Origin of the sequence: Candidatus Igneacidithiobacillus taiwanensis (assembly GCF_031962545.1) — a bacterium.
GTDB classification, from domain to species: domain Bacteria; phylum Pseudomonadota; class Gammaproteobacteria; order Acidithiobacillales; family Acidithiobacillaceae; genus Igneacidithiobacillus; species Igneacidithiobacillus taiwanensis.
This window is the reverse complement of sequence record NZ_JAVRKK010000065.1, coordinates 1-11,773: the sequence shown is the minus strand read 5'-3', so window position 1 is coordinate 11,773 and position 11,773 is coordinate 1. Positions and strand designations below refer to the sequence as shown.

The following is an 11,773-nucleotide window of genomic DNA, read 5'->3' as shown; positions in this document are numbered from 1 at the left end:
TACAACGCCGAACGGCCACACCATCGACTCGGACAGAAACCACCGCTATCCTTCCTCCTCCAACATCTACCACAGTGCCAAAGGTGGTGGACGCATACACGAGCTTGCCCGGTGACATTCGGCATTCGCAGGCAGATATTTCGCGTATGGCCGAACGATTGCTGCACCCAAGCATGCCTCTGCGCGAGGGATTGAGGGAGATGCTGTCTTTGGCAAAACCGAACTGGGCCGCTGCAGATGTGTCAGTGCCGTAGAGCTTACTCTGGTTGCGCCGACCTTGCGTTAGGCCATTGATCCTCGTATAGTTTGCGCCTCGTTCAGGGGAGAAAGGCCCGGTCGTCCCTCGCCCCGCTCGCTACATCATTCAAAAGGAGATTCAACAATGACCGAAGCAAATTTTGTTCTTGCCGCGCAGACGCGGAGCGAAGAGGGACGGCGCGCCAGCCGTCGGATGCGGCGCTCGGGCAGAATCCCTGCCGTTGTCTACGGAGATGGCAAGCCAGCGCAGTCGATCAGTCTCGACATGTTTGCAGCGCAGAAATTCTTGGCTAACGAGCAGGTATTCAGCAGTGTCATCAGCCTGAATCTCGATGGCGTCCAGGAAAGCGTTTTGATCCGCGACCTGCAGATGCATCCGTACAAGGCGCAGATTCTGCACGTCGATTTCATGCGCGTGCATCAGGGCGAACTAGTGACGCTAAATGTGCCGATCCATCTCCTCAACGAACACAGCGCCGTTGGCGTGAAAATGGGTGGTGGACTTCTGCACCGCGCCTTGACGGAAGTCGAAATCCAGGCGCCAGTGGGCAATCTGCCCGATGCCATCGAGGTCGACGTGGCTGCCCTGCAAGTAGGTGAGAGCATCCATTTGTCGGATCTGCAAGTGCCCGCAGGCGTGGTCCTGACCGCGCTCAAGCACGGCGACGACAAGGAAGTGGTGTCGATCCATGCACCGCATGGTCCGGCAGCCGACGAGGCCGAGGGCGGAGCTGCAGCGGAGTAAGCCGCAGTGGATTGGTTGATTGCCGGATTGGGCAATCCTGGAGCCGAGTATGCAAAAACCCGCCACAATGCGGGTTTTTGCTTTGTACAGGCACTGGCCACGCAGCATGCCGCGTCCTGGCGATGGGAAAAGTCCTGGAAGGCCGAATGGGCGCGGATACAGCGTCCTGATCTCGATCTTCTCCTCGTGCAGCCGCAGGACTTCATGAATCGCTCCGGCGCGCCGGTGCAGCAAGCCGCTGCATTTTATCGCATCCCACCGGCGCGCATCCTGATCGTACACGACGAGCTGGATTTGGCGCCAGGTATCGCGCGCTTCAAGTGGGCGGGAGGGCATGGTGGCCACAACGGCTTGCGCGACCTCGATCGTGCTCTGGGTACCCGAGATTATTGGCGTCTGCGCATCGGTATCGGGCATCCCGGACATAAGGATCGTGTGGTCGACTACGTTCTTGGCCGACCCACGGCAGCTGAGGATGCAGAAATACACCGCGCCATTTCCCGCAGCCTTGCGGTCCTCGAAGACTTTCTTGGCGGCAAACAGGACGCGGCCATGAAAACCCTACATAGCGAATAGGAGCCCTCCATGAGTCTGGCTTGCGGTATTGTCGGTTTACCCAACGTTGGTAAATCCACCCTCTTCAACGCGATCACCAAGGCAGGGATCGCCGCAGAAAACTATCCCTTCTGCACTATTGAACCCAATGTTGGTTTGGTGAGTGTTCCCGATCCCCGTTTGCAGGCACTGGCTGCCATCGTGCGTCCTCAGAAAGTGGTGCCCGCTACCGTCGAATTTGTCGATATTGCCGGCTTGGTGGCCGGGGCCGCCCAGGGCGAGGGGCTCGGCAATCAGTTCCTTGCCCACATCCGCGAAACCGACGCCATTGCCCTGGTAACACGCTGTTTTGCCGATCCCAACGTGGTGCATGTACAAGGCAAAGTCGATCCCGTCGCCGATCTCGAAACGGTAATGACGGAGCTAGTGCTTGCCGATCTCGCCACCCTCGAAAAGGCGCAAGCGCGGGTTGCCCGTCAGGCCAAAGGCGGCAACAAAGAGGCGATTGCCGAGCTTGCCGCCATGCAACGGTTACAGCCGCACCTAGATGCCGGTAAGCCAGCACAGAGCGCCCCGCTCTCTGCAGAAGAACGACAACTCCTGCGCGGGCTTTTTTTGCTCACCTTAAAACCGCTCATGGTCATTGCCAATGTGGCCGAGGACGAGCTGGAGTCGGGTGCTTGGCGGCAGCCTCTCGAGGCCTGGGCCAGCGAGCGAGGCGCGGAGGTGGTGCCAGTTTGTGCCGCCATCGAAGCAGAGCTGGCAGAGCTCGAACCCGAAGAGCAACTGGCGTTTTTACAGGATCTTGGTTTGCAAGAACCCGGTCTGCATCGAATTATCCGCGCTGCCTATCGCCTGCTCGGTCTACAAACCTATTTCACCGCCGGCGAAAAGGAAGTCCGCGCCTGGACAATTCCTGTGGGTGCCACGGCCCCTCAGGCTGCCGGGGTCATCCATAGCGATTTCGAACGTGGCTTTATTCGCGCCCAGACCATTGCCTATGACGATTATATTCGTTATGGCGGTGAAGCCGGCGCCAAAGAGGCCGGGCGCCTGCGCGCTGAAGGCAAGGAATACATCGTTCAAGACGGTGATGTACTGAATTTCCTCTTTAATGTCTGATTCGGGCAAGCCATGACACGGGCTTGCATCTGCTCGCGGGCACGTCATGACAAACGATAAAACGCCCTTCGAATACGGACCGTTGTCGTTTCAGCTCATTGCAAGAATCAACACTCTGTAGTGCTGCGCGAGTGAATACGATCGCGGCTTTGCGATCGAATGACTGCGTCAATCTAGACTGACCCTCGATCACGAAGCGGTCTGGCCACACCCGTTTTGTACCTAAATTGAACAAGCTCTGACTCGCGTTTTTGCCAAGCGGCGCCCTACCGATCAAGTGTTAGACCGCTTGCGGTACCAAGAGTTGGCGCAGGCAAAAGCCTTGCAGAAGCTCTTTCTGCCGCTCCTGTAACTCGGTCCAGGCGCTGTGCAGGGGGCAGGGATGGGCATCGCCGCATTCCTGCTGACCCAGAATACAGCGAGTACGTTGCTCTGGCTTGGTGGTTATCGCCAAGAGGATATCGTACGCGCTGAGGTCTGCAGCTTCCGGGCGCAGGGCAAAACCGCCCCCCTTACCTTTGAACGACTCGAGAACATTGCGTTTGGCGAGGATGCGCAGCACGCTGGCGACACAGGGCTCGGAAACGCCGACGGCATGGGCGATATCACGGCAAAGGATCGGCACCCCCACCCCTTGTCGGGCAAGAAATAGGAGACAGCGAAGGGCACACTCGGAATTTTTACTCAGCATGGCAGGTGGCTTTTGTAGCGGTATTGGTGACGACGGCAGGATGGACCCTGCCGTCTCGATCTTAACAGTATGGGTTCAGTGTGCAGTGACGGTTCGCTGCGACTTGTCCGCACGCAGAAGGTTCCGGCGCATGGTCCAGCTCATGCCGAGCATGGCAGCGGAGAAGGCAGCCGAGAAACCGATCACGATCCAGTTATACACTGCCGATCCATCCTGCGGCGCGAGCGCAAAAATCACCTGCAAACAAATAGCCAGAGCCAGGTAGGCTGAAGAGCCAATGATCAGCACCATCTCCTTGTTCTGGACATTGCGAATGACCCAGATGCCTTCAAGTACGCCAACGATTGCCACCCAAGCAAAAACCGTCAGTAGCGTCGGCAAGGTGCTGCCATGGCTTGCCAGAATGAGGACAGCGATGCCAGCGGCAACGCCCACCACGGCCTTGATGGCGATGAGTACCCGCGGGCAGGCGCCCGAGCCTTTCTGGGCCAAGCGCATGGCGGAGTAGCCACCGTCGAAAAAGACGTAGAGCGCGAAAAACCAGATCAGCAAAGTCATGGTGGCGCTAAAGTCCAGCAGTGACGCGATGACAAAGGCGATGGCGGCAATACCCCGAGCAAAGAGTAGTTGCCAAGAAAATAGGGCCAACCGGTTTTCTTGCCCGAGTGCTTGTGTGTTCATTAGGTAATCCTCCTTGAGAACCCGTCTGAAGAATGCAAAAAACATTCTTTGGTCTGTTTTATAGTCAAATGAGAGACTGGAAGCAAGTATTATTTTTTTATTTTCCTGATCGTTCTATAACGTGATTTATTAAAAGATAAGAGTTACGTTTTTGTATTATTATTTAACTAAAATCTAATATATCAGGGTTTGCTGTGCGACTCCTTCGGTAAAACTCCCGGGCGAATCGGAACTCCCTGAAATCACTTCCCCTTTCCGCTCATCTCTGCTAGACTTTCTCCTGCGGTTCTTGCTCGAGGCCGCCTCGCCCATAGGGCAAGCCAGCTTGATCCAGTAGGGAGCGTTATGCCCATAGTTGCACCGCAGTACGGTATCACCCCGGAGCGCAAGCGTGCCCGGGAACAGAGTTCTCCACTTGAGTCGCGTTCTCCCCAGCGTCCGCTAGAGGCCGCCGCCGCGGCGCCCGCAGAAGTTGATGCGGATGTCAGACCGCAATTCTGGTATCCAAAAGATCTCCCTATCCCCGGCGAGAGTCTGCAGCCCATCTCAACGCAAGCGGAGCCGCGCCCATCGAGTCGCACGGTGACCGTTGAGGTGCGGAAGCGGCGCAGCATTCAGCGCTAGCCGAAAAACTCTCAATTAATCAGTAAGGTATAGGAAGGGCCGGCTTGCCTATGAGCTGTTGCTTGGCGTATCTTTTTGCGGATTATAACCGGGAGGAAAAGATATGGGCTTCGTGGATGATCTGTTGTCGAGTGGCGTATCTGCGCTGGGCGGCAATTCTTCGGGATTGCTCGGGACGGCGGTACAGTTTTTGCAAAATCAGCCTGGTGGGGTAAGTGGAACCCTACAACAGCTGCGTGACGGCGGGCTGGGTTCCGTGGTGGATTCCTGGATCTCGACCGGGACCAACCAACCCATCTCCGCAGACCAAATCGAATCTGCCATTGGCAGCGATCGCATCCAGAGCATCGCGAGCACTCTTGGTGTCGATCCGCAAACCCTGACCCAGGGTCTTAGTCAAGCGCTGCCTCACCTTGTCGATCAGATGTCGCCCAATGGACAATTACCGGATGGCGACGGTTTGCTGCAAAGTCTCAAAGGACTGCTGTAACGGTTGTTGTTCACTACACCAAAGGAGAAACCGATGATGAAGAAAATGTTGGCGTCTTGCGTTGCCCTGTCTTTCCTGATTTCTGGCGTTGCCTATGCGGAAACTGCCGCGTCGGCCGCACCGATGAAGATGGAAAAGAAGGCCGAAAAGAAGATGGTCGAGAAGAAGATGGAAGAGCATAAGGCCATGGAGCCCAAGGCCGAGAAGAAGATGGCAGAGCACAAGGTCATGGAGCACAAGACCAAGGAAGCCAAAAAACCGCATGAACTAACGGCGCAGCAGATGAAGATGAAGACCTGCAACGCTCGTGCCAAGGGTATGAAGGGTGAAGAGCGCAAGAACTTCATGCGCGAGTGCCTGAAGAAGAAGTAAGCAATCGCGGCTACTGCGTTCGAAGGCTGGCTACTGCTTGGGTAGCCAGCCTTTTTCATGTTACTCCGTGCGGGGTTCTGCGACGTTGGGGGTAGCGATTGCCGCGCCGGGGTGGTCGTGGTGGTCGCTCCTCGATTGGGAAGGGGGAGGGCGGTACGCCAATCAGGGGGGCTAACTCCTGCAGGGCAAGGCAGTACACCCGTCGCTTGAAGGCGATGATCTCCTCTATCGGATGCCAATAATCCACCCATTGCCAGTCTTCAAACTCTGGGTGTTCGGTTTGCAGATTGATTTCTGCCTCGCTGCCCTCAAAACGCAGCAGAAACCAAATTTGCTTCTGCCCCCGATAGCGCCGCTGTTTACCGCGGTTGCGCGCTCCCGGAACATCGTAGCGGAGCCAGCCCCGCGTACGCCCGATGATGCTGACCTTGTTGGTTCCTACCTCTTCCAGCAATTCGCGATACACCGCTTGCTCTGGACTCTCGTTGCCATCGATACCGCCTTGCGGAAACTGCCAAGCGTTCTCGCCGACCCGTTTGGCCCACAACACCTGTTGCCTTTCATTACAAATGATCATGCCCACGTTGGGGCGATAGCCGTCTGCGTCTATCATCGCTAGCTTCTCGCTACAATATTTTCTGCAATATAACAAAAAGCTGCGCTCGGGTCAGCGCGAAGTGTTCACAAGCTCTGCAGCAGCTGTAGGGGATAGCGTTGCCCCGCGAGAAAATCAGCAATGCAGCGCTCGACCATCACCGAGCGCAGGCGTGCCGCCCGTAACTCCTGCGGAAACAGCCAGCGCGGGCCGAGGATGCCAACATCCAAGGGGGCCTGGGGATCGTAGGCACCAACGACGCCCGCAAAGGTGATGCGTAAATAGGTGAGGTCTTTGTGGGGATGTTGCCAGTGGTAGATACCCAAGACTGCCTCCGGGAGGAACTCGTAGCCGGTTTCCTCCAGGGTTTCGCGGATGACGGCATCCGCTAGGCTTTCTCCCTTTTCCCAGTGGCCGGCGGGCTGATTGAGGCAGGGTAGGCCGTCGATCTCTTCCTCCACTAGCAAGAAGCGCCCCTCTGCGTCCTGTGCAACAGCGGCTACGGTTACATGCGGACTCCATCTCATGGACGAGACTCCCATTCATCGGCGCGCAGAAAACGCCATTCGTGCTCGGGCAGATCGCCCAGGGTAAAGGGCCCGAAGGCCTCCCGATGCAGGCCGACCACGTGGTTGCCAAGCGCCGCCAGCATCCGTCGCACCTCGTGGTAGCGGCCCTCCCGTAAGGTCAGCAGAATCTCGCGCGGACCCAGGCGTTGCAGCACTGCCGGCCGGCAGGGACTGCTCTCACCCTGCAAGCGTAGGGTGCCGCTGGCGAAAATCGACTCGGCATCTTCGCGCAAAGGCTCGGCAAGTTGCACACGATAGCGGCGCGGCACCGCCTGGCGCGGATGGCTCCAGCGATGTAGCCATTGTCCATCGTCGCTCAAGAGAAGAAGACCGCTGGTATCGCGGTCGAGGCGGCCAACGCTGCTCAAGACTGGTCGACGATAGCGCCAGCGCATGGGCAGGTCGTCGTAGATGCTGCGCGGGTCGTCATGGGCACAGACACTGCCGAGGCCCTTGTGATACAGCAAGTACAGGGGCTGGGCGGGATCCAAAGGCTCGTCGTCGACATAAACCTGTTGCGGATCGACCTTGCTGTTACACTGCGGTCGCGGAAGATCGGTGATTTGAATACGGCCGTCGCGCAGCCATTGGCGTACTTCACTGCGACTGCAATAGCCGAGACGAGAGAGAAGATGATCGAGACGTTCCAGGCGCATGCTCGCCAGTGTAGCGAGGTGCCGGCGGTGACGGAAGCACGGCGACGTCCTACAATGGCAGCGAGTCAGGGGAGGAAGAGCGGAGATGACGGAGCGATTTAGTTTGCCAGCGGAGTGGGCACCCCAGGCAGCCGTGCAGCTGACTTGGCCGCATCGCGCCACCGATTGGGCCGATCGCTTGGCCGCGGTCTTGCCGGTTTTTGCCCGCATCGGTGCCGAAATCAGTCGGCGTCAGCCTCTGCTGGTGGCCGTCCACGATGCTGACAGCGAAAAGGAATGTCGGCAGCAGCTGGACGCGGCGGGCGCCGATCTGCGGCGCTGCCATCTCTACCATGCCCCGAGCAATGACTCCTGGGCCAGGGATCATGGCCCCATTACCCTGCGACACCCCGATGGCCGCCGCCAGCTCCTTGATTTTGCCTTTAATGCTTGGGGCCTGAAGTTTGCCGCCAACCTCGACAACCAACTCACCCGGCGTCTACATGCCGCTGGCGCCTACGGGGAGTTGCCGTTGCGTACCCTCGGCATGGTGCTGGAAGGTGGCAGTATCGACAGCGATGGGCAGGGCAGTATCCTCACCACCGATGCCTGTCTGCTTTCACCCAACCGCAATCCACAGTGGACGCGAGAAGAAATTAGCGATCAGCTCTGCACCCTGCTTGGGGCGGAACGGATCTTCTGGCTGCAGTCCGGCCATCTTGAGGGTGACGATACCGATGCCCACATCGATACCTTGGCGCGCTTTTGTAGCCCCGGGGTCATTGCTTATCAGTCTTGCGATGATCCCGTGGATACGCATTTTGCGCCGCTGCAGCAAATGGCGGCAGAACTCGCTTCTTTCCCGCAAGCCGATGGCCGCCCCTACCATCTTGTGCCGCTCCCCTGGCCACGGGCGCGCTTCGACGAAGCAGGGGAGCGTTTACCCCTGAGCTATGCCAATTTTTTGATCATCAATGGTGCGGTGTTGTTGCCCACCTATGACGACCCCGCCGATGCAGTGGCGGCGGAGCGCCTCGCCACGGTGTTTCCGGATCGGGAGATCGTCTCCGTAACTTGTCTGGAACTGGCGCGTCAGCATGGTAGCTTGCACTGCGTGACCATGCAGATTCCAGCCTGAGGAGGAGGGTGCCTTGACAGGCAGGCGGCTCTTGACCATCTTGGGCCCTCGCTGAAGGGGAAGTTTCATGCTGCACTATCCCAATATCAATCCGATGGGTTTTCAGCTCGGTCCCATTACCATTCACTGGTATGGGCTGCTGGAAATCATCAGTTTTATCATTGCCACCCTCTGGCTGATTCGGCGTGGCCGCCGCCCGCATACGCCGTGGAAGAAATCCGCCGTCGTAGATCTGGAATTTTACGTTGCCATTGGTGCCATCCTGGGCGGGCGAGTCGGGTATGTGCTTTGGTACAACCTGCCTTACTACGTCCAACATCCCCTGCACATGTTGTACATCTGGGATGGCGGGATGTCCTTCCATGGCGGCCTGCTGGGCGTCGTTCTTGCCTGCTGGGTTTTTGCTCGTGGTAATCCTGAGCATTCCTTTCTGCCCACTCTCGACTTTATCGCCCCGGCGGTGCCCATCGGACTCGGTCTTGGCCGTATCGCCAACTTTGTCAACGATCAGCTATTTGGGCGCGTGAGTCATCTGCCCTGGGCCATGGTTTTCCCGGCGGGTGGACCGCAGCCGCGCCAGCCCTCCCAGCTCTACGAATTTCTTTTGGAAGGGGTTCTGCTGTTTCTGATCCTCGCCATCTACAGCCGGCGCCCACGGCCCGTCGGTGCTGTGGGTGGGCTCTTCGTCTTCTGCTACGGGGTGTTCCGCTTCCTGGTCGAATTCGTACGGCAGCCCGATATCCAGCTCGGCTTCGTCCTTGGACCACTGACCATGGGGCAGGTCTTGTCCATCCCCATGATCCTCCTCGGGCCGGTCATCATTTGGTGGGCCTACCGCGGCGGTTTCGCTGCCGATCCCGCCGGCGCGCCGGCAGCGGTGGAGGCCGCGGCTGAGTAGTCTCGAGCTCAACGCCGCGCAGTGGGAGGCGGTGCGCCATGTGCACGGACCGCTGCTCGTCCTTGCCGGCGCTGGCTCCGGTAAAACGCGCGTCATTACCCAGAAAATTGTGCATCTCATCGAGGAGCAGCAGGTGGCGGCGGGTCACATTGCCGCCGTCACCTTTACCAACAAGGCGGCGCGGGAGATGAAGGCGCGCATCGCCCAGCGTCTGGAGGGGCGAGCCGGGCGCGGGCTGCTGGTGTCCACCTTTCATCGTCTGGGTTTGACGATTCTGCGGCGCGAGCTGCCCCGCCTCGGCTACGGACCTGCATTCAGTGTCATCGACTCCGGCGACAGTCTCGCATTGCTGCGCGGTCTGTTGCGCGAGGCCAATGGTCCAGCCGACCTTGCCGAGGCCATCCAGGCGCGCATCTCTCGCTTCAAGAATGATGGGATATTGGCCGAGGAGGCCCGGGCCGAAGATCAGATCGGCGCCCTGGCCGCCGCCCTCTATCCCGAATACGAGCGCGCCCTGCACGCCTGTAATGCCGTCGATCTCGACGATCTCATTCTGTTGCCAACACGGATTCTCGGGAGCGACGGCGAGGCGCGAGGGCATTGGCAGGAGCGCATTCGCTACCTGCTGGTGGACGAATATCAAGACAGTAATGGCGCCCAGTACCGATTGCTGCAGGTGCTGCTCGAGCAGCGGCAAAATTTGACGGCGGTGGGCGATGACGACCAGAGCATCTACTCTTGGCGGGGCGCCAATGTCGATAATCTGCAGCGTCTCGCCACCGACTTTCCCGACCTCAGGGTGATCAAGCTCGAGCAAAACTATCGCTCCACCGGGCGCATTTTGCGGGCCGCCAATGCCGTCATCGGCCAGAATGCCCATCTCTTCGAAAAGCGTCTCTGGTCAGAACTGGGCGAGGGCGAGCGGATACAGGTACATGCCTGTGCCGACGAGAGCGAGGAGGCGGAGCAGATTGCCAATGCCATCCTCCGCGACCGCTTTCAGCGCGATGGCGAGTACCGCGACTATGCGATTCTCTACCGCAGCAATCATCAGTCGCGCCCCCTGGAGGCGGCGTTGCGGGCGGCACGCATCCCCTATCAGGTGTCTGGGGGCATTTCCTTTTTTGAGCGTGCCGAGATCAAGGATTTTTTGGCCTATTGTCGTCTCCTCCACAACCCCGACGACGACCCGGCGCTGCTGCGCGCCGTCAACACCCCGCGGCGGGGTATTGGTAGCCAGAGTCTCGAGGTCCTTGGGCAACATGCGCGCAGCCATGGTCAGTCCCTCTTTGCCAGTATCTTTGCTGAGGATCTCGAGCTGCCATCACGCGGGCGCCTGGCCTTGGAGACCTTTGCCAATTGGGTCAATGAGAAAGGTGATGCCCTGCAACGCGGTGCCGAGCTGATGCCGCTTCTGCAAGAAATTCCCGAAGAAATCGGGTATTGGCAGTATCTCGTCGATGAGGGCGATGAGCGCAGCGCCAAGCGTCGCTGGGAAAACCTGCAAGAGTTGCTTGGCTGGATGGGGCGTTTGCTGGCGCAGGAAGATGGACCGCAGGATTTGGGGGAGCTGCTGCAACGCCTGATGCTCTACAACATGCTTGAGCGCGAGGAAGACGACGACCGCGATGTAGTCCGCCTCTCGACCCTGCACGCGGCCAAGGGCTTGGAGTTTCCGCAGGTCTTTCTGGCGGGGGTGGAAGAGGAGTTGCTTCCGCACCGCAATAGCGAAACGCCGGAGCAGATTGCCGAAGAGCGGCGGCTTTTTTACGTGGGCATGACACGGGCGCGTTTTCGTTTGCATTTGAGCTTTTGCAAGCGACGCAAGCGCTACGGCGAGACCCTAAATCCGGAGCCGTCGCGATTTTTGGCAGAGATTCCCAGCGATCTTCTCGACTGGCAGGGGGGCGCGGCCGCCGAGCCCGAAGAGGCCAGCGACGCTTTCGCCCGCTTGCGCGCCATCCTTGAGGAAGAGTAAGACTACATAGATTTTACCGCAGGGCAGTAGTAGGCCCGGCAATATGCCTTGCTCGAAAGCCCTCTTCTGAGTTGAATGCTGGAATTGTCGACCTCGGCAAGAAGTGCGACTCGCTCCCTCCAAGTGGACTCAGCTAAAGACACGCACTTCTCATTCATCGGCGCTATAAAATTTCGATTTTCAACAAGCTATTCTGGTCAAGCCTTTTTCGGCGTATTTCTATGATGACGCCAATTTAGAAAGACATTTCAGCCACTGCTGCTATCAACATAAGGGCCAAATCTTTCGCCCTCTGGTTTGCTCGGTAGGAGCATGAGAATCAAGGGAAGATCTGATCTAGCCGAAGAAGGCATTGCCGTTGATCCAGAATCTCAAAAAAAACGCCATGAGGCCCATTGCTGATCGAAATACCACTATTTTCT

14 protein-coding genes are annotated in these 11,773 nt (G+C 58.4%); 9 read left to right on the top strand and 5 right to left on the bottom strand.

The annotated features are described in order from the left end of the window. The first annotated feature begins 382 nt into the window (after nt 1-382). From RTI30_RS09020 to ychF, 3 genes are read left to right on the top strand one after another with little or no spacing between them, the layout of a single operon-like run. The gene (locus RTI30_RS09020) at nt 383-1,003 is read left to right on the top strand and encodes a 50S ribosomal protein L25/general stress protein Ctc (protein ID WP_312263094.1); all 621 of its coding nucleotides are present in this window, start codon (nt 383-385) and stop codon (nt 1,001-1,003) included. A gap of 6 nt (nt 1,004-1,009) precedes the next feature. Beyond that, nucleotides 1,010-1,579 (top strand): aminoacyl-tRNA hydrolase, encoded by a 570-nt coding sequence (pth, locus tag RTI30_RS09015; RefSeq protein WP_312263095.1) that lies wholly within the window; start codon nt 1,010-1,012, stop codon nt 1,577-1,579. Nucleotides 1,580-1,588: 9 nt separating this feature from the next. Further along, entirely contained in the window at nt 1,589-2,680 is a 1,092-nt protein-coding gene (gene ychF / locus RTI30_RS09010) for a redox-regulated ATPase YchF (protein WP_312263096.1), read from the top strand. A gap of 280 nt (nt 2,681-2,960) precedes the next feature. On the opposite strand, the gene RTI30_RS09005 is transcribed toward ychF, so the two are convergent. Further along, complete coding sequence (locus RTI30_RS09005) at nt 2,961-3,371, bottom strand: Rrf2 family transcriptional regulator (RefSeq protein ID WP_312263097.1); 411 nt, start codon at nt 3,369-3,371, stop codon at nt 2,961-2,963. 75 nt (nt 3,372-3,446) lie between these two features. Continuing rightward, on the bottom strand, nt 3,447-4,052 hold the full coding sequence (locus RTI30_RS09000; RefSeq protein ID WP_312263098.1) for a hypothetical protein: 606 nt from the start codon (nt 4,050-4,052) through the stop codon (nt 3,447-3,449). Nucleotides 4,053-4,397: 345 nt separating this feature from the next. Here RTI30_RS09000 and RTI30_RS08995 point away from each other — a divergent pair, with 345 nt between their 5' ends. From RTI30_RS08995 to RTI30_RS08985, 3 genes are all read left to right on the top strand, one after another. Then, entirely contained in the window at nt 4,398-4,676 is a 279-nt protein-coding gene (locus RTI30_RS08995; RefSeq protein ID WP_312283674.1) for a hypothetical protein, read from the top strand. 103 nt (nt 4,677-4,779) lie between these two features. After that, on the top strand, nt 4,780-5,166 hold the full coding sequence (locus tag RTI30_RS08990) for a YidB family protein (protein ID WP_312263099.1): 387 nt from the start codon (nt 4,780-4,782) through the stop codon (nt 5,164-5,166). Nucleotides 5,167-5,199: 33 nt separating this feature from the next. Further along, a complete protein-coding gene (locus RTI30_RS08985; protein ID WP_312263100.1) occupies nt 5,200-5,538 on the top strand; it encodes a PsiF family protein in 339 nt (112 codons plus the stop codon). Nucleotides 5,539-5,593: 55 nt separating this feature from the next. Here the strand turns inward: RTI30_RS08985 and RTI30_RS08980 are convergent, their stop codons facing one another. The 3 genes from RTI30_RS08980 to RTI30_RS08970 all read right to left on the bottom strand — a co-directional run bounded on the left by RTI30_RS08980 (nt 5,594) and on the right by RTI30_RS08970 (nt 7,358). After that, nucleotides 5,594-6,151, bottom strand: coding sequence for an RNA pyrophosphohydrolase (locus RTI30_RS08980; protein WP_312263101.1), 558 nt, complete (start codon nt 6,149-6,151; stop codon nt 5,594-5,596). A 68-nt stretch (nt 6,152-6,219) separates the two neighbouring features. Continuing rightward, nucleotides 6,220-6,660, bottom strand: coding sequence for an NUDIX hydrolase (locus RTI30_RS08975; protein WP_312263102.1), 441 nt, complete (start codon nt 6,658-6,660; stop codon nt 6,220-6,222). Then, complete coding sequence (locus RTI30_RS08970; RefSeq protein ID WP_312263103.1) at nt 6,657-7,358, bottom strand: pseudouridine synthase; 702 nt, start codon at nt 7,356-7,358, stop codon at nt 6,657-6,659. Before RTI30_RS08970 ends, RTI30_RS08975 begins: the two co-directional genes overlap by 4 nt. An 85-nt stretch (nt 7,359-7,443) precedes the next feature. On the opposite strand from RTI30_RS08970, the gene RTI30_RS08965 reads away from it, so the two are divergent. From RTI30_RS08965 to RTI30_RS08955, 3 genes are all read left to right on the top strand, one after another. After that, nucleotides 7,444-8,475 (top strand): agmatine deiminase family protein, encoded by a 1,032-nt coding sequence (locus RTI30_RS08965; protein ID WP_312263104.1) that lies wholly within the window; start codon nt 7,444-7,446, stop codon nt 8,473-8,475. A gap of 67 nt (nt 8,476-8,542) precedes the next feature. Beyond that, a complete protein-coding gene (gene lgt, locus RTI30_RS08960; RefSeq protein ID WP_312263105.1) occupies nt 8,543-9,373 on the top strand; it encodes a prolipoprotein diacylglyceryl transferase in 831 nt (276 codons plus the stop codon). Further along, nucleotides 9,324-11,351, top strand: a complete 2,028-nt coding sequence (locus RTI30_RS08955) for a UvrD-helicase domain-containing protein (protein WP_312274819.1) — start codon at nt 9,324-9,326, stop codon at nt 11,349-11,351. The genes lgt and RTI30_RS08955 overlap by 50 nt, the downstream gene beginning before the upstream one ends. Nucleotides 11,352-11,773: the final 422 nt, after the last annotated feature.